Source organism: Mammaliicoccus lentus (genome assembly GCF_002902755.1).
Classification (GTDB): Bacteria; Bacillota; Bacilli; order Staphylococcales; family Staphylococcaceae; genus Mammaliicoccus; species Mammaliicoccus lentus.
The window spans coordinates 40,586-58,833 of the sequence record NZ_PPRS01000011.1 but is presented as its reverse complement, the minus strand read 5'-3'; the positions used below and the strand labels follow the sequence as shown (position 1 = coordinate 58,833).

At 32.6% G+C, this 18,248-nt stretch carries 16 protein-coding genes; 10 read left to right on the top strand and 6 right to left on the bottom strand.

The genetic code is table 11. The features are described from left to right. Positions 1-393: 393 nt before the first annotated feature. Together CD135_RS05675 and CD135_RS05670 are read right to left on the bottom strand one after the other, a co-directional pair. Positions 394-1,671, bottom strand: a complete 1,278-nt coding sequence (locus CD135_RS05675; RefSeq protein ID WP_103268986.1) for a hydroxymethylglutaryl-CoA reductase, degradative — start codon at positions 1,669-1,671, stop codon at positions 394-396. Beyond that, positions 1,671-2,828: a thiolase family protein gene (locus tag CD135_RS05670; protein ID WP_103268985.1), complete on the bottom strand. Its 1,158-nt coding sequence runs from the start codon at positions 2,826-2,828 to the stop codon at positions 1,671-1,673. The genes CD135_RS05675 and CD135_RS05670 overlap by 1 nt, the downstream gene beginning before the upstream one ends. A gap of 101 nt (positions 2,829-2,929) precedes the next feature. On the opposite strand from CD135_RS05670, the gene CD135_RS05665 reads away from it, so the two are divergent. Together CD135_RS05665 and CD135_RS05660 are read left to right on the top strand one after the other, a co-directional pair. After that, positions 2,930-4,108: a hydroxymethylglutaryl-CoA synthase gene (locus CD135_RS05665; RefSeq protein WP_016998935.1), complete on the top strand. Its 1,179-nt coding sequence runs from the start codon at positions 2,930-2,932 to the stop codon at positions 4,106-4,108. After that, the gene (locus CD135_RS05660) at positions 4,105-4,530 is read left to right on the top strand and encodes a MaoC family dehydratase (RefSeq protein ID WP_064211396.1); all 426 of its coding nucleotides are present in this window, start codon (positions 4,105-4,107) and stop codon (positions 4,528-4,530) included. Before CD135_RS05665 ends, CD135_RS05660 begins: the two co-directional genes overlap by 4 nt. 39 nt (positions 4,531-4,569) lie before the next feature. Here CD135_RS05660 and brnQ read toward each other — a convergent pair whose 3' ends face one another. The 4 genes from brnQ to CD135_RS05640 form a co-directional block, all read right to left on the bottom strand. Continuing rightward, the gene (brnQ, locus tag CD135_RS05655; protein ID WP_026023604.1) at positions 4,570-5,934 is read right to left on the bottom strand and encodes a branched-chain amino acid transport system II carrier protein; all 1,365 of its coding nucleotides are present in this window, start codon (positions 5,932-5,934) and stop codon (positions 4,570-4,572) included. Between the two features lie 414 nt (positions 5,935-6,348). Next, entirely contained in the window at positions 6,349-6,897 is a 549-nt protein-coding gene (locus CD135_RS05650) for a TetR/AcrR family transcriptional regulator (RefSeq protein WP_064204373.1), read from the bottom strand. Positions 6,898-7,128: 231 nt separating this feature from the next. After that, on the bottom strand, positions 7,129-8,058 hold the full coding sequence (locus CD135_RS05645; protein ID WP_370686875.1) for a glycine betaine ABC transporter substrate-binding protein: 930 nt from the start codon (positions 8,056-8,058) through the stop codon (positions 7,129-7,131). A 14-nt stretch (positions 8,059-8,072) separates the two neighbouring features. Then, a complete protein-coding gene (locus tag CD135_RS05640; protein WP_103268984.1) occupies positions 8,073-10,463 on the bottom strand; it encodes an MMPL family transporter in 2,391 nt (796 codons plus the stop codon). Between the two features lie 418 nt (positions 10,464-10,881). On the opposite strand from CD135_RS05640, the gene CD135_RS05635 reads away from it, so the two are divergent. From CD135_RS05635 to lacG, 8 genes are all read left to right on the top strand, one after another. Then, entirely contained in the window at positions 10,882-11,637 is a 756-nt protein-coding gene (locus CD135_RS05635) for a DeoR/GlpR family DNA-binding transcription regulator (protein ID WP_103268983.1), read from the top strand. Between the two features lie 187 nt (positions 11,638-11,824). Beyond that, positions 11,825-12,253, top strand: a complete 429-nt coding sequence (lacA, locus tag CD135_RS05630; RefSeq protein ID WP_016998942.1) for a galactose-6-phosphate isomerase subunit LacA — start codon at positions 11,825-11,827, stop codon at positions 12,251-12,253. 17 nt (positions 12,254-12,270) lie between these two features. Continuing rightward, entirely contained in the window at positions 12,271-12,786 is a 516-nt protein-coding gene (gene lacB, locus CD135_RS05625) for a galactose-6-phosphate isomerase subunit LacB (RefSeq protein ID WP_016998943.1), read from the top strand. 12 nt (positions 12,787-12,798) lie between these two features. Then, complete coding sequence (locus tag CD135_RS05620) at positions 12,799-13,731, top strand: tagatose-6-phosphate kinase (RefSeq protein WP_103268982.1); 933 nt, start codon at positions 12,799-12,801, stop codon at positions 13,729-13,731. Positions 13,732-13,735: 4 nt separating this feature from the next. Then, positions 13,736-14,716 (top strand): tagatose-bisphosphate aldolase, encoded by a 981-nt coding sequence (gene lacD, locus CD135_RS05615; RefSeq protein ID WP_103268981.1) that lies wholly within the window; start codon positions 13,736-13,738, stop codon positions 14,714-14,716. 24 nt (positions 14,717-14,740) lie between these two features. Next, complete coding sequence (locus CD135_RS05610; protein WP_016998946.1) at positions 14,741-15,055, top strand: PTS lactose/cellobiose transporter subunit IIA; 315 nt, start codon at positions 14,741-14,743, stop codon at positions 15,053-15,055. Positions 15,056-15,057: 2 nt separating this feature from the next. After that, positions 15,058-16,791, top strand: a complete 1,734-nt coding sequence (locus CD135_RS05605; protein WP_103268980.1) for a lactose-specific PTS transporter subunit EIIC — start codon at positions 15,058-15,060, stop codon at positions 16,789-16,791. Positions 16,792-16,809: 18 nt separating this feature from the next. Then, on the top strand, positions 16,810-18,213 hold the full coding sequence (lacG, locus tag CD135_RS05600; protein ID WP_064204381.1) for a 6-phospho-beta-galactosidase: 1,404 nt from the start codon (positions 16,810-16,812) through the stop codon (positions 18,211-18,213). The last annotated feature ends 35 nt before the right edge of the window (positions 18,214-18,248 follow it).

Genomic DNA, 18,248 nt, shown 5'->3' with positions numbered 1-18,248 from the left:
AGGTCACCTCTACAATATTTTCTTAGTCGATTACATTGTACTAAAGTGAGCTATATTTGGCTCTTTTTTTATTACACAATTATATGGACATATTCATAGAAAATCCAATAAGAGGGTGTTTACTTGGATTAACGAGTTAGAAAATCCAATAAGAAGGTATGTAGTTGGATTAATGTGAAAGAAAATCCAATAAGAGGGTGTCTACTTGGATTAATGAGGAAGAAAATCCAATAAGAGAGTGTCTACTTGGATTAATAAGATAGAAAATCCAATAAGAAGATGTTTAGTTGGATTAATGAGATAGAAAATCCAACAACAGTAACAACTCTTGCTTTTTTGATTAATCCCATCCAAAAAAGAGCTAAGGATTTATCTCCCTAGCTCTTTTTCTTACTATTTACTTCTAATTTCTTTTAATATTTCTTCAGCTGTAGTCAGATTTGGGTTAGATGATTGTTTTAAGGCTGTTGTTACAGCGTGTATTTCGTCTCCTTTGGCACCTATTTTAATCGCGAGTGATTTATAGTGTAGGTTCATATGTCCTTGTTGTATGCCTTCTGAAACGAGCGCTCTACATGCTGAGAAGTTCTGTGCTAACCCAACTGCTGCCATTACGTGTCCTAGTTCTTGTGATGTTTGTACGTTTAGTATGTCTAATGCAACTTTTGATGCTGGTAACAGACCGATACCACCACCTATTGTTCCGATTGCTAGTGGTAGTTCAATACTGCCGATAAGTTGTTTGTTTTCTTTATCAAATTTCCATGTTGTTAATCCTCGATATTGTCCATCTTTACTAGCATATGCATGTGCGCTTGCTTCTACGCTTCTTGTATCATTGCCTGTAACTAACACGACTGAGCTAATACCATTCATAACTCCTTTGTTGTGTGTGACAGCTCTATATGGATCTATGTGAGCTAATACAGATGCTCTTTCCATACGATATGCAACTTCTTCTCCACTCATACCATTTTTCTCTAAATCTTTGATGTTTATTTTACCCTCGATACGTACAACAGATGTTGTGTTGTAATTGGAAAGGATGCTCATCAATATTTCATTGTTATCGAGTTCTGTTTCTAAATAGCTCGCAATACCTTCAAGTATAGTATTGATAATATTAGCGCCCATTGCATCACATGTATCCACATGGACTTTTAAGGAAAGCATGTGTTCTTTAGGGAATTCATCTATTTCTATTTTTTGATATCCTCCGCCTCTTTTCTTGATGGACGGATACACTTTGTCAGCTACTTTATGGATTTGTTCTTCTAATGCATATATTTTTTTGCTTAATTCTGTTGTATTGTTTACTTGATCAAATACAATTTGTCCTAATTTAGTTGTTCCAGTCTTAATGATTTTTAGACCGCCCGTATTGTTAAATAGTTTTGAACCATAACTTGCAGCTGCTACGACTGAAGGTTCTTCGACCATCATAGGAACAACATATGCTTTATCGTTTACTATTATTTCTGGCAATATACCTATTGGCAGAGTACCTTGTCCAATAACATTTTCAATTAAATTATCTAATAGTTCTTTATCTATTACAGAATGATTGTGTAGGATTTGTTCAGATTCTTCATTTAGCCAACCATGTTTTTTGAGTTGTTCAATTTTCTCTAATCGAGATAAATGTCTAAAGTCTTTTGTTAATTTTTCCATTATTGATCTGCTCCTCTTTCTATCATTAAAGCAATACCTAAGCCACCACCGATACAAGCTGTCGCGATACCAGTTTGTTTATTCTCTTGATGTAGTGCATAAGATAAAGTTGTAACCAATCTTGACCCTGTGGAGCCTAACGGATGTCCTAAAGCAATTGCGCCACCATATATGTTGAAATTCTCATCTGGAATATTTAAATTTTTCTTAACTGGTATACTTTGAGCTGAGAAAGCCTCAGTCATTTCTACTAAATCTATATCTTCGATAGTTTTGTTAACTTTATTGAGCAATGCTTCAACTGCATAAAAAGGAGCGTATCCCATATATAAAGGGTCACAACCTATTTCTGAATGTTCTCCTAACGTAGCTAAAATTGTATAATTGTGTTCTTTAGCATAGTCTTCATCCATGAGGATTAAAGCAGATGCGCCATCGCTTAATGCTGATGCATTTCCAGCTGTAATCGTACCGTCTTCTTTAAAGATTGTTTTTAAAGAACCTAAATCTTCCATGTTACTTTCAGGTCTAACTAATTCGTCAGCATTCATCATTTCGCCGTTTATATCTTCGAGTGGAACAATTTCCTTATCAAATTTACCTGCTTGAATTGCTTCATGAGCTTTCAAATGAGAATTTAACGCAAATTCATCTTGGTCTACACGACTTACTTCATACTTTTCAGCAATACGTTCAGCAGTTAAACCCATTGGTATTTGATTAAATACATCTGTTAAACCATCATGCATAAAACTTTTTACAGGAGCAGTGTCCTTTTTTAAAATAAGTTCTGGAGCATTTGTCATGCTTTCGATACCACCAACAGCTACAACCTCAGCTTCTCCTAACTGTATGAGTTGTTTACCTAAAATAATAGATTTTAGGCCAGATCCACATACTTCATTTACTGTCATTGCTGACGTCTTGTATGGGACACCTGAATTAATACCGATTTGTCGAGCAGGATTTTGACCACTGCCAGATTGAATAACATTCCCGAAAATAATATTTTGTATTTGAGCTGGATCTATTTGAATTTTATCTATAGCAGATTTTAAGGCAAAAGTGCCAAGTTCCACCGCTGAATAACGGCTTAATTTCCCTCTAAATTTTCCTACAGGTGTTCTTTGAGCACTTACGATAACAACTTTTTTCATGAATTGTATCTCCTTTTATAAATTTATTAATTAATATTTGTAATTAAATACCCTCATTTGATATGATTTTATTATAAAATAAACCTCGAAAGGAATTTATTATGATAATAGGTATTGATAAATTAGATTTTTATATCCCAAACTTCTATGTCAGTATGACTGATTTAGCAAAAGCACGTCAAATAGAACCAGAAAAATTTACGATTGGAATTGGCCAAACAAAAATGGCTGTAAATCCCGTGAGCCAAGATATCATCTCTATGGGTGTCAACGCAGCTCAAAATATGTTAACTGAAGAAGACAAAAAAGATATCGAAATGGTAGTCGTTGCTACAGAATCTGGTGTTGATCATTCTAAAGCAGCATCTATAGAAATACACAGCATGCTTAATATACAACCATTTGCACGTTGTATAGAAATGAAAGAAGCATGTTATTCAGCTACAGCAGCTATTCAATTAGCTAAAGATTTCTTATCTAATCGTCCAGACAAGAAAGTTCTTGTCATTGCTTCAGACATTGCACGTTATGGTTTAAACTCTGGTGGAGAACCTACACAAGGTGCTGGTGCAGTAGCAATGCTAATTAGCCACAACCCTAGAATTTTGACGTTAAACGACGACAGTGTTGCACATACCACAAACGTATATGATTTCTGGCGTCCAACATCTGAAAAATATCCAGTAGTTGATGGAGCTTTATCTAAAGACGCATATATTGATTCTTTCAATACACTTTGGAATGAATACACTAAAAGAACTAAATATGGTTTAAATGATTTTGAATCATTCTGTTTCCATGTGCCATTTACTAAAATGGGACAAAAAGCCTTTAAGACTATTTTAAGCGAAAACGTAGAAGATTCAACAAAAAATAGATTGATGGATGCGTATCAAGATTCTGTTAACTATAACCGTGATGTAGGGAATATTTATACAGGTTCATTATACTTAAGTTTAATATCTTTACTTGAAAATCACGAATTCCAAGATGACCAAAAAATCTGTTTGTTTAGTTACGGATCAGGAGCAGTAGGGGAAATATTCAGCGGTTCACTTGTACCGGGCTATGAGAAAATGTTAGATAAAGAAAGACATTTAGATATGCTTAAATCTCGAAAAGAACTGACTGTAGAAGAATACGAACATTTCTTTAATCGTTTTGATAATGGAGAATTTGACCTTGAGCAAGAATTAACGCAAGATCCATATACAAAAGTATATTTAGATAGTATCGAGGGCCATATTAGAAACTATAAACAACAAGGAAATGAATCATGAAACTAGATGAATTTTCCATTGGTGATATATTTGAAACAAAACCATATTCTTTAACTGAAGAAAATGTTAAAAAATTTGCTAGTGAGTTTGACCCGCAATACATGCATTTAGATCATGAAAAAGCTAGTCAAGGTATGTTTCAAGGTATTATAGCATCAGGTATTCATACGCTCGCTTTATCATTCAAATTATGGGTGGAAGAGGGTAAGTATGGTGATGATGTGATTGCCGGGACTAAGATGGAAGCTGTTAAATTTATTAAGCCAGTATATCCAACAGATGTATTAAGTGTACGAGCCGAAGTCATTAACAAGAAAGTATTAAATGATGAACAAGGGTTACTCACTGTTCTTTTATCAACATTTAATGATAAAAACATAAAAGTATACCAAGCAGAATTAACAGCACTTATAAAAAGATAATAAAACGCGCTTTCAAATTGAAAGCGCGTTTTATTATTTTTAAGCAGGAATTTCTTTATTTTGATTTTTAGTTAGTTTATATACGATTAAGCCAATTACAAAACCTAAAATAGACGGAAGTAGCCAGCCCATTCCAATATCAAAAAATGGTAACCATTTTTCACCGAATGAAATAACAACTTGAGCAAATTTTGTGTTTAAGAATACTTCAGGGCTCGCTTGAACTCCGTCTACAAAAGAAGCAATCATTGTGAAATATGTAGTGAAACGATAGACCGTTCTTGAATGATTAAATAAAGGACTGAATAGTGTTAGTAATATTAAAGTGATTGCAAGTGGATATAAGAACATCAGTACAGGTGTTGAATAAGTGATAATTTTAGTTAATCCAACGTTTGCAAACACACATGACATAATACTTACTACTGTAGCTAATACTAAGTAATTTTGTTTTGGAAATAGGTCTACGAATGTTTCTGAAAAAGCAGTGATAAGACCGATAGCTGTTTTTAAACATGCGACAATAATAATTAAACCTAAAATGATAATGCCGTAATTTCCTAGGTAATATTGAGCAATTTGAGCTAAAGCAATACCGCCATTTTCACTGATTTTGAAGTGGCCAAGACTCATTGTTCCCATAAAAGCTAATAAGCTATAAATAACACCCATTAAAACAATGCTAATTGTCCCAGATTTAATTGTTTCTTTAGCAATACCATTCGGACTTGTTATGCCTAATTTTTTAATTGTTGAGACTATAATTACACCGAAAGCTAGTGAAGCTAAAGCATCTAGTGTATTATAACCATCTATGAAACCAGATAATAATGAACTCTTGTCATATTTAGGATCGATCGGAGCTTCTGAAATACCACCCATAGGATTTATAAAAGCTAAAAGAATAACAATACCTAGTAAAACTAAAAATATTGGGTTTAAAAACTTTCCAATATAATCTAAAATTTTGGAAGGTTTTCTTGCGAAAAACCAAGCTATTGCAAAGAATAAAATACTAAAAATAGATAAGTATAATGTACTAGACGAACTTGAAATAAAAGGTGAAAAAGCAATTTCAAAAGAAGTCGTAGCTAACCTTGGTAAAGCAAAGAATGGTCCGATTACGAGATATAGAGCAATCGTGAATATATAAGCATAGATCACGCTGACTCTGGAAGATATCTCAAAAATACCGCTTGTTTTAGATATTCCAATAGCAACAATACCTAAGAAAGGTAAACCAATTGCAGTAATTAAGAACCCTAAATTCGCGGTAAATACGTTAGAACCAGCTAATTGGCCTAAATGAAGCGGAAAGATTAAATTGCCTGCCCCAAAAAATAAACCAAATAGCATGGATCCAATAAAAATATTCTCTTTTATTGTTAATTTTGTTTTCATGATATTTGTATGTATCCTCCATTATTATTTTAGCGGAATAGTAAGTGATTTTTATTCACTACAACCTATAAAATTACAAAAAAGTTGTAATAATATAATTAATTATGAATAAATTAATTACAAACTGCATTGTATATGAACTATCTTATATTTTTATAGACATTCAAGTCAATAAGGTTTTGAGAGAAATAAGAATGTTATAAAAAAAGAAAGAAGACTTAGGTGAATTTATTGTAATATAGTTTTAAGTATAAGCGTTGGGAAATCTGGAGGTAGAAAGGCACTGAATATTGCAAGACGAGCATCACGTGCAACATATAAGGTCAGGATGTTGCAAGACGAGTGCCACGTGCAACATTCAGAATCATTAATAAAATTTCAAGCCCTAAAAAAACAGTATTTTTGAGGTAGTGTTTTCTACTCAAAAATACTGTCTGGGCCTTCTTCTACTATTTCTAATAGTTCTTCAATAGTATAATCATATTTATTGTTATGCCATTGTTTGATTACATGTATAATCCCACTACCATAGAAATCACTTACTAAATCTGGATGGCTTGAGTTTCGTACTTTTTTACATATCGGGTCATCATTAACCGGAGCAAACTCTTGTAAAAGTCTACTACTTATTATGGTTAATTCATTAAAAACATCTACGTGATGTGATGTATTAATTACGTGATTAAGTAGCTCTCTATTGTTATATACATAATGGATTGTAGCTTCGAATAACGAATCATAACGTGAAGCTTTTACTTCGTTATATAAAAGTTCTGCTATGTATTGTGTAATATGATAGAGTAAATCGAATTTATCTTCAAAGTAACGATAAAATGTACTTCGATTAACTTCTGCTTCTTTACAGATCTTTTGAACAGTTAGTTGATCAAAATCTGTTTCATGCAATAAGTCAAAAGAAATTTGAGTAATGTGTTGGACTGTTCTTTTTTGCGCAGACGAATACACTGTAAAATTCTCCTTTTTGGTTACGGAATTCATAAGCTTATATTAATGTATTCATCGACTTATAACAAATAAAATCCATTATATAAAATAAGAAATTAAATAAAATACAAAAAGAAGAGCCCGAGACATAAACAATTGTCTCGGGCTCTATCATTAAATTGGCAGTAGGTGACTGGATTGAAAAAATGATTGTATCAAATTTTTTCAATCCTACTCCCTAGACCTATAACATTAATTTTCTTTTATGCCTTCAGTCCATTTATCTTTTTTACTTTCATGATTATTAACGTAATCTTCAGCTACTTTTTGTGGGTCTTCGTTATCCACATAGATTTTTTTAGATAACTCTTTTTCGTCATCTTCATTCCAATCATTAGCAATACGTGTCGCTATTTTATAAGCTGCTGGATGATTGTTTTTGAAGTTTTTATTGAAGACTAAGTTTACGTGTTCTTTACCACTGCCATATATTTTATCCGGATCGTCTAACATTTTGAAATCCATTTCTTCGAATATCCAGTGGGGTTGAGTTCCAGTGAAGATGATAGGTTGTTGTTTTTTATATTTTTCTTGAATTGTTTTTAACATTTCTTCATCTGAAGATTTATCAAGTTTCCAATCACTGAAATCATTATCTTTTAATGCTTCATTTGTTTCTTTCATAACACCGTTTCTATTATCTGTACCCGTGATTGTCCAATCTACTGATTTTCCTAAATCATTATCATTTTTTAAATCATCAATTGAGTCTACATCTTTCATATATTTAGGCACTGCCAATGAAACATTTGCTTCATCAATTATATTTTTATCATCGTAAACTTCTAAGTTATCATATTTATTTAAATAACTTTTGTCTGTTGACGGAAAAATACCAGCTGCGTTAAACGAGTTAGAGTTTTCTGATGTTGCTGAATACAATGGTCCGCTAGCAGGTACCGGCGTAGTTACGACATCATAGCCTACATCTTTCAATACTTCAGCGATAACAAGTGAACGTGCTGCTGAATTATCCCCTTTATACGGAATTTCGATTTCTTTTCCGCCTAGATCAGTAGATGAATTTTCTTCTGAACTTCCACTTCCACAAGCACTTAATATCATTGCAATCATTAGTGTTGTGACGAGGCCAATTATTTTGAATTTACTATTTTTAAACAATCTGAGAACCTCCTTTACTCATTATTATCGTCATTCAAGTCTTCTTGATTATCGTCTTTTAAATCTTCCTGATTAATATATTTGTCATAAACGGAAGGATTATATTCTTTTGCGTAAAGCATTAATGCATTGAATAGTATCATTTGATCTGAAGAATCATTTGATAAATCTTTGAATAAATTAGTTGTTCTTTGTTCAATATTTTGATTATTTGGGTCTACGCCAAAGTTATAAGTACTATTATGAGTATCTTCTTCTGAACCTTCTTGTAAAGCGTGACCTTCAACATCTATTCTAGGTAAGAGGCGGTCTAACCATTTAGGCATATACCATGAAGCGTTACCGAATAGTTTTGTAAGTGCTGGTATCAGCGTCATACGAACGATGAATGCATCGAATAACACACCAAATGCTAGAGAAATACCCATGGACTTGATGGTTACATCATCTTGGAAAACGAATGCGATGAATACACTGAACATAATAAGTGCTGCTGCAACAATTACAGGACCACTTTGTTTAATACCAACTTTAATAGAATGTGCGTTATCTCCTGTTTTGCTGAACTCTTCGTGAACACGTGACATTAAGAATAATTCATAGTCAATTGCTAAACCGAACAAGAGACCTATTGTAATGACAGGTAAGAATGCCAAGATTGGACCTGTAGCATCAATTCCGAATAATCCGCTTAAGAAACCTTCTTGCATAACGAATGTTGTGAATCCTAATGTTGCCATTAATGATAGAACAAAGCCTAGAACAGCTTTTAATGGTACTAGGATTGAACGGAATACGAATAGTAATAGAACGAATGCTAGAGCTACGATAACGCCAGCGAATACTGGTATAGCATCATTTAATTTTTTAGACATATCTATGTTAATAACACTTTGTCCAGAAATTTCAGTATTAAAGTCATATTTGTCTTGTGCTTGGTCATCATAATCTCTTAAGTCATAAACTAAATCGTTTGTTGAAACAGCATTAGGACCTTCTTCAGGTGTTATTGCTAACAATGCATAGTTATTGTTGTTTGTTAACTGTGGTGAAGATACTTTGTCGACGCTATCTAGATCTTCTAAGTCGTCTCGAACATTATCTAGATTACGTTTAATTGTATTTTCACTACCATTGTCTTTTGTATTGATTAACATAACAATTTGACCGTTATAACCTTCTCCAAACTCTTTAGAGACTAATTCATTTGCTTTATATGCAGATGAATCTGCAGGTTTCATACCGTCATCAGGCATACCTAGGCGCATTTGTGCGACAGGTATAATCGCTAAACCTAAAACAACTAAACTTAAAATAACAGCGATAACAGGTTTGCCAACTACAAAGTTAGACCATGGTGTATCGTACCCTTTATTATCTGTATTTTTCTTATTTTTAATTTTAATATGTTTATGGAATATACTGATAAACGCTGGTAATAATGTTAATGCTGCTAATACAGCGAATAGAACACTGATAGCTGATGCATAACCCATTACTGCTAGGAATTCGATACCTACTAGAGATAAACCACAAACAGCAATAATTACTGTGATACCAGCAAAGATAACGGCACTACCAGCTGTCCCAACTGCCATACCTATTGCTTTAATTGGATCTTTTTCAGTTTTGGATACTTCTTTATATCTAAATAGAATAAATAGTGAATAGTCAATACCGACGGCAAGACCAATCATTACTGCCAGTGTCAGTGTGACATTAGGTATATCGAACACGTAAGTCAGTAGCCCTATTAAACCAATACTAGAACCTAGTCCGATTACAGCACTGATAATTGGCATACCAGCAGCGATTAATGAACCGAATGTTATAAGTAAAATAACAAATGCTACAATGACACCGATAACTTCAGACATACCACCGATATCTACATCAGATGATGTGCCTTCTGTCGTTTCAATTTGTAGATTATGATCATCTTCTAATTTATTTAATTCGTGCATGATATTATTTTTAGAAGAATCCTTTAATGAAGTTTGCGATACAACGTAATTAATATCTGCAATTGCAGTATCTTTGTCGTCGTTGATTTGTTTACTTTCATAAGGATTAGAGACATTTAAGATGTCGTCATCATCTTGTTTAATATCGTCTAACGTTTTTTCAATATCTTTTTTAGTGTCTTTATCATTTATCCCATTTTCAGATTGGGAATGAAAGACAATACGCATTGATGCTTTTTCACTATCCTGATGAAATTCTTTATTAATTTTTTCATTAGTATCTAGTGATTTTAAACCATTCATTTGAATATCATCATCAAACTTTGGTGCATTTAACGTTAAAGGTAATACGATAACTGCTATTAGTATAATCCAAGCAAATACCGCTAACCATTTTTTCTGAGCTATAAATGTTCCTAGCTTGTATAAAAATTTCGCCAAAACGATTTCCTCCTAAAATATTTTTAAATGTCAGTACAAATTGAATGGTAAATTAAAAAAACTATCCATAATTATGAATAGCGCACCACTTCATACTTCATTTCGGTTTGATAAGATTACACTAACACTCTATACAATAAGAAGACACCAATAATTTTAAACTTGTGTTGAATAATGCAACACTTTTAGAAGTTTGTTGGCATTTAATTTATAAATTCAAGTAAAAATGTATGAATAAGTATTGAAAAATGAAAATTAGTAACAACAATGAAGTTAGTTTTATAAAAGTAATTAATTTGTTAAATATTAATAAAAATTAAACATAATCAAACAAAGTCTGATATATTAATAAGTAAATGTTTCTTTTTCAAACAACTTTATTGTAAAACGAACAATAATATAAAGGGGGTCATAAGAATTGAATAAATATGATAGATTAGATGAAATAACTGACTTAGTTAATCGAAAAGGATCAATAAGAATTGCTGAAATAGTTGAAGAACTCAATGTTTCTGATATGACAATAAGACGGGATTTAGCTGAATTAGATGAACAAGGCATATTAACCAAAATACATGGTGGGGCAAGAAGTAACTCAGCCTTTCAATATAAAGAAATGTCACATAAAGAGAAACATACACAATATATTGAAGAGAAAAAACAAATAGCTAAAAAAGCAGCTACTCTTATTGAAGAAGGAAACACAGTGTTTTTAGGGCCAGGTACAACTGTAGAATTATTAGCGGAAGAAATTCATAATAAAAATTTATCAGTTATAACAAACTGTTTGCCTGTATTTAATATTTTGTTTAAAAAGAAAAATGAATATTTCAAAGTCTATTTAATTGGTGGAGAAATGAGAGAAATTACAGAATCATTTGCAGGAGATATGACGAATAGTGCATTAGAAACAATGAGATTTAGTAAAATGTTCTTCAGCGCTAATGGCGTAAAAGGAATGGATGTTATGACATCTTCACATGAAGAAGCATACACTCAAAAATTAGCGCTTAGAAATTCTATAGAGAAATATTTGCTCGTTGACTCATCAAAAATAGGAAAAGAAGATTTCGTTTCATTTTGTGATTTGAAATCATTAAACGGTGTCATAACTGATGGTAAAGACGAAGACAAAAATAAAATAATAGCAGATTATACAGAAGTCATTATATAAACAAGAACTAAACGATAAAAGACAAAATCTAAACAGATTTTGTCTTTTTTTTATATTATTCAAACAAAATCGAACAATAAATGTTGATTATATGTTTATTTACGTTTATAATCTAAACATAATCATTTTGTAAGCGTTTATATTGTTTAAAGCAACAAGAAATAAACAAATAGAAAGGAAGATTTGAATGAATGTCGTAATTGGTTCAGATGAGCATGGGAAAAATCTAAAATCACGTATCAAACAATATTTATTGAAAAACAATTATAAAGTTGTAGATGCTACAGAAGGTAATGATGTTGACTTCGTAGATGCGACCTTAGCTGTTGTTAAAGAAGTTCAAACAAATGAAGAAAATTTAGGTATTGCAATAGATGCATACGGAGCAGGCAGTTTCATGGTAGCAACAAAAATTAAAGGCATGATTGCTGCTGAAGTTTCCGAAGAAAGATCAGCATATATGACAAGGGAACATAATAATTCGAGAATGATTACGATAGGTTCAGAAATTGTTGGAGAACAACTCGCAATTAACATTGTTCAAGAGTTTATTAACGCTAAATATGATGGTGGAAGACATCAAATTCGTGTCGATATGTTAAATAAAATGTGCTAAATGAGGAGGAAATATAGATGAAGATTGCAATTGGTTGTGATCATATTGTTACAGATACAAAAATGGCAGTTTCACAATTTTTAAAAACGCTTGGTCATGAAGTGATTGATTGTGGTACTTATGATTTTGCGAGAACACATTATCCTATTTACGGAAAAAAGGTCGGAGAAGCAGTAATAACTGGAGAAGCAGATTTGGGTGTATGTATATGTGGGACTGGCGTTGGTATAAATAATGCTGTTAATAAAGTTCCAGGTGTACGTTCTGCTCTAGTAAGAGATATGACTTCTGCTATTTATGCTAAAGAAGAATTAAATGCGAACGTGATTGGATTTGGAGGCAAAATCATTGGTGAATTATTAATGTGCGATATTATTGAAGCTTTTATTGAAGCTGAATATAAACCTACAGAAGAGAATAAAAAGCTTATTTCTAAAATTAAATATTTAGAAGGTCAAAGTGAAAGCCAAACAGACGCTCATTTCTTTGATGAATTTTTAGAGAAGTGGGATAAAGGTGAATATCATGATTAAAGGAATATTATTATGATTTTAACGATTACGATGAATCCTTCAGTAGACATATCATATCAATTGGATAATTTATCAATCAATCATGTTAATAGAACAAATAAATTGAATAAAACCGCTGGTGGAAAAGGTTTAAATGTAACGAGAGTTTTAAACCAGTTAAATGAACAAGTTGTGGCTTCTGGTTTAAAAGGTGGTAAACTCGGAGAATTTCTTGAACAATCTTTGAATGATCATAATATAGCAAATCACTTTTTTGAAATTCAAGGCAATACAAGAAATTGTATCGCTATATTACACGAAGGAAACCAAACAGAAATACTTGAAGGTGGACCTACTATTAGTACTGAAGAAATAGAAAGCTTTAATGAACATTTTGAAGAACTCGTGAGTAAATCTGACGTTGCTGTGATATCCGGAAGTTTACCTAAAGGCGTGGAACCAAATTTTTATTCAAGTTTAATAAAGACCTGTGATAAACACTCTGTTCCAGCAATTTTAGACTGTTCTAATAAAGCGCTTACAGAAGTATTGAGAGGTCAATATAAACCATTGTTGATTAAACCGAATATCGATGAAATCGATGAATTACTTGGAGAACAAATAAATGAAGGTATTGATTCATTGAAACAAGCAGTATCGAATCCAATATTTAAAAATATCGAATGGGTTGTTGTGTCTTTAGGTTCAAATGGTGTATTCGCTAAACATAAAGATAAATATTACAAAGTGGACATACCTAAAATACAAGTTGTGAATCCTGTTGGTTCAGGCGATTCAATGATAGCTGGTTTTGCGTCTGCTTTAATTAATAAAGCAACGAATGAAGAAATACTTAAAAAGGCAAATACTCTAGGTATGTTAAACGCACAAGAAACAGTTACGGGTTATATCAATTTAAAGAACTACGATGACCTTTATAACAAAATCAAAATTATTGAGGTGTGAACAAATGAATAAAATAGATTATAAATTTGAACAATTAAGGCGTTTAAGCGATGAGAAAGGTATCATATCAGCTTTAGCGTTCGATCAACGAGGCGCTTTAAAACGTATGATGGCTAAGTATCAAGATACAGAACCAACTTTAGAGCAAATAGAAAATTTAAAGACATTAGTTTCTGAAGCTTTAACAGAATATGCTTCTTCAATATTGCTAGATCCAGAATATGGTTTACCAGCTTCTAAAGTACGTAATAGTGAATCAGGATTATTATTAGCTTATGAAAAAACAGGCTATGATGTGAACACTAAAGGGCGATTGCCAGATTGTTTAGAAGATTGGTCAGTTAAAAGGATTAAAGAGCAAGGTGCAGATGCTGTTAAATTCCTTCTATATTATGACATTGATGATTCTGAAAGTATCAATATTAAGAAAAAGGCATATATAGAAAGGATTGGTTCTGAGTGTGTAGCTGAAAATATTCCATTTTTCTTAGAAGTATTAACTTATGACGATAATATTCCTGATAACGGAAGTGTTGAATTCGCTAAAGTTAAACCTAGAAAGGTTAATGGCACTATGAAAGTATTCTCAGAAGAGAGATTTAATGTGGATGTATTAAAAGTAGAAGTTCCTGTAAACATGAATTACGTTGAAGGATTTGGAGAAAGTGAAATTGTATATACGAAAGAAGAAGCTATGCAATATTTCAGAGAGCAAGAGGATGCCACACACCTTCCATACATTTACTTAAGTGCAGGTGTATCTGCAAAATTATTCCAAGAAACATTGAAATTTGCACAAGCATCAGGTGCTAAATTCAATGGTGTACTTTGTGGACGAGCAACTTGGGCAGGAGTCGTACCTATTTACATAGAAAAAGGGGAAGAAGCGGCTAGAAAATGGTTGCAAACAGAAGGCTTTAATAATATTAATGCATTGAATAATGTGATTAAACAAACAGCTGTTTCAGTTAAGGAGAAATTATAAGAACGAATTAAAGGAGTGTTAACCATGAATCGTGAAGAAACAACAATGTTAGGTTTTGAAATAGTCGCTTATGCAGGAGACGCTAGATCAAAATTACTAGAAGCATTAAACGCTGCACAACAAGGGGATTTCAATGAAGCAGAACAATTAATAGAAGGAGCTAATCAATGTATTGTAAGTGCTCATAATGCACAAACTGATTTGCTAGCTAAAGAAGCATCTGGCGAAGACATTGCATATAGTGTAACGATGATGCATGGTCAAGACCACCTTATGACTACTCTGCTTCTGAAAGACATGATGAAGCATATCGTTGAACTATATAAAAGAGGGAGCTGATAATTATGGAAGCACTTATCGCACAAATTGAAAAAGCTAAGCCACTTTTTGAAAAAATTTCTCGAAATATTTATTTAAGAGCTATCCGTGATGGTTTTATTTCAGCAATGCCTGTAATTTTATTTTCAAGTATTTTCTTATTAATAGCTTATGTACCAAACGTATTTGGTTTTACATGGAGCAAGAGTATTGAAGCGGCACTTATGAAGCCTTATCAATACACGATGGGTATTGTAGCATTGTTAGTTGCGGGTACTACTGCTAAATCTTTAACCGATTCGTATAACCGAAGATTAGAAAATACAAAGCAAATTAACTTTATATCTACTATGTTAGCATCGATTTGTGGCTTTTTATTTTTAGCTTCTGATTCGATAAAAGAGGGCGGATTTGCGAGTGAATTTCTAGGTACTAAAGGTTTATTAACAGCATTTTTATCTGCATTCGTTACAGTTATAATATATAACATTTGTGTTAAGAAAAACGTCACGATAAAAATGCCCGAAGAAGTTCCACCAAATATTTCACAAGTATTTAAAGATATTATCCCATTCGCTTTAGTTATTTTAGTGTTATATGGTTTTGATTTACTAAGTAGAGCAGCATTAGGATCAAATGTTGCTCACGCTATCATCAAGTTCTTCGCACCATTATTTACGGCAGCAGACGGCTATGTCGGTATTACTATTATATTTGGAGCTTTTGCATTATTTTGGTTCGTTGGAATTCATGGTCCTTCAATAGTGGAACCGGCAATAGCTGCTATAACTTATGCTAATATTGAAACGAACTATCAATTATTAAGTTCCGGTGCTCATGCAGACAAAATCATAACTTCTGGAACACAAATGTTTATTGCAACTATGGGTGGAACAGGTGCTACTTTAGTCGTGCCATTCATGTTTATGTGGCTAGCTAAATCTAAGCGTAATAAAGCGATTGGAAGAGCATCTGTAGTACCTACATTCTTTGGAGTGAATGAGCCTATTCTCTTTGGTGCGCCATTAGTGTTGAACCCTGTGTTCTTCATACCATTCATATTAGCGCCAATTGCAAACGTATGGATTTTTAAAATATTTGTTGATTTAGTTGGTATGCATAGTTTTAGTGTTAACCTTCCATGGACAACGCCAGCGCCTCTCGGAATTGTGATGGGAACAGGATTGGGAGTATGGTCCTTTATTTTAGCGATTACTTTAGTGATAGTAGATATTATTATTTATTACCCATTCCTTAGAGTGTACGATAGACAAATTGTTGAAGAAGAAATTTCTGGACTCAATCAATCTGAGCATCTACAAGATAAAGTTAAGGAAAATTTTGATACAAGTAAAGCTGATAGTATTATAAGTAGTTCTAATAATAATGAAACTCAAGAATATGATGAAGAACAAAGTAATAATGACTTAAGCAACGATGAAGCCAAAAACGTATTAGTATTATGCGCAGGTGGCGGTACGAGTGGATTACTTGCTAACGCTTTAAACAAAGCAGCTAAAGAATTTGGAGCACACGTTACGGCAGCAGCTGGAAGTTATGGTGCTCATATGGACATTATGAAAGACTATGATTTAATCGTTCTTGCACCACAAGTAGCTTCAAACTACGAAGATATTAAACAGGACGTTGATAGATTAGGTCTTAAATTAGCAAAAACAGAAGGTGCAGAATACATTAAATTAACGCGTGATGGTAAAGGCGCATTAGAGTTTGTAAAAAATCAATTCAATAATTAGAAGGGAATAGATATATATATGAAAAAATTACCTGAGGATTTTATTTTTGGTGGCGCAACTGCAGCATATCAAGCTGAAGGAGCAACTCAAACAGATGGAAAAGGAAGAGTAGCTTGGGACACTTATTTAGAAGAGAATTATTGGTATACGGCAGAGCCAGCAAGTGATTTTTATAATCGTTATCCAGTAGATTTAGAGCTTAGTGAAAAATTTGGAGTTAATGGAATTAGAATTTCGATAGCATGGTCAAGAATTTTTCCAGATGGATACGGTGAAGTGAATTCTAAAGGTGTTGAATATTATCATAATTTATTTAAAGAATGTCAAAAAAGAAATGTAGAACCGTTTGTAACGCTTCATCACTTTGATACACCTGAAACGTTACATTCTGACGGAGACTTTTTAAACCGTCAAAATATTGATTATTTCGTTGAATATGCAGATTTTTGCTTTAATGAATTTGAAGAAGTGAATTATTGGACTACATTTAATGAAATTGGACCTATAGGAGATGGTCAATACTTAGTAGGTAAATTCCCTCCAGGTATTAAATATGATTTCGAAAAAGTATTTCAATCTCATCACAATATGATGATAGCGCACGCAAGAGCAATTAAAATATTTAAAGAAAAAGGGTATAAAGGAGAAATTGGTATTGTTCATGCTCTTCCTACTAAATATCCATATGATCCAAGTAACCCTGAAGATGTGAGAGCAGCGGAACTTGAAGATATTATCCATAATAAATTTATTTTAGATGCAACATACTTGGGCGAGTACTCAGACAAAACAATGCAAGGTGTTCAGCACATTCTTGAAGTCAATGGAGGAGAACTTGATATTCGCGATGAAGATTTAAAAATATTAAATGATTCAAAAGACTTAAATGACTTCTTAGGCATCAATTATTATATGAGTGATTGGATGAAAGCATTTGACGGTGAATCTGAAATTACACATAATTCGAAAGGCAATAAAGGTGGATCTAAATATCAACTTAAAGGTATAGGGCAACGTGAGTTTGATGTAGATGTACCACGCACGGATTGGGATTGGATGATATACCCTAAAGGACTTTATGATCAAATTATGAGAGTGAAAGCAGATTACCCAAACTATAAGAAAATTTATATTACTGAAAATGGTCTAGGGTATAAAGATAAATTTGAAGATAATACAGTTTATGATGATGCTCGTATTGATTATGTTAAGAAACATTTAGAAGTAATATCAGACGCTATAGCAGATGGTGCAAATGTTAAAGGGTATTTTATCTGGTCATTAATGGATGTGTTCTCTTGGTCAAACGGTTATGAAAAAAGATATGGATTATTCTACGTAGACTTTGATACACAAGAAAGATATCCAAAGAAAAGCGCATATTGGTATAAGAAGCTATCAGAAACAAAAACAATTGAATAAAACAGTAAAAAGCTTATCTTATTGGTTACGACCAA

What these genes read in the sequence shown, in the direction of transcription:
- CD135_RS05610 (WP_016998946.1), top strand. Translation starts at nt 14,741, where the DNA reads ATGAATCGTGAAGAAACAACAATGTTAGGTTTTGAAATAGTCGCTTAT.
- CD135_RS05670 (WP_103268985.1), bottom strand. Translation starts at nt 2,828, where the DNA reads ATGAAAAAAGTTGTTATCGTAAGTGCTCAAAGAACACCTGTAGGAAAA.
- CD135_RS05665 (WP_016998935.1), top strand. Translation starts at nt 2,930, where the DNA reads ATGATAATAGGTATTGATAAATTAGATTTTTATATCCCAAACTTCTAT.
- lacG (WP_064204381.1), top strand. Translation starts at nt 16,810, where the DNA reads ATGAAAAAATTACCTGAGGATTTTATTTTTGGTGGCGCAACTGCAGCA.
- lacA (WP_016998942.1), top strand. Translation starts at nt 11,825, where the DNA reads ATGAATGTCGTAATTGGTTCAGATGAGCATGGGAAAAATCTAAAATCA.
- CD135_RS05660 (WP_064211396.1), top strand. Translation starts at nt 4,105, where the DNA reads ATGAAACTAGATGAATTTTCCATTGGTGATATATTTGAAACAAAACCA.
- lacB (WP_016998943.1), top strand. Translation starts at nt 12,271, where the DNA reads ATGAAGATTGCAATTGGTTGTGATCATATTGTTACAGATACAAAAATG.
- CD135_RS05675 (WP_103268986.1), bottom strand. Translation starts at nt 1,671, where the DNA reads ATGGAAAAATTAACAAAAGACTTTAGACATTTATCTCGATTAGAGAAA.
- lacD (WP_103268981.1), top strand. Translation starts at nt 13,736, where the DNA reads ATGAATAAAATAGATTATAAATTTGAACAATTAAGGCGTTTAAGCGAT.
- CD135_RS05620 (WP_103268982.1), top strand. Translation starts at nt 12,799, where the DNA reads ATGATTTTAACGATTACGATGAATCCTTCAGTAGACATATCATATCAA.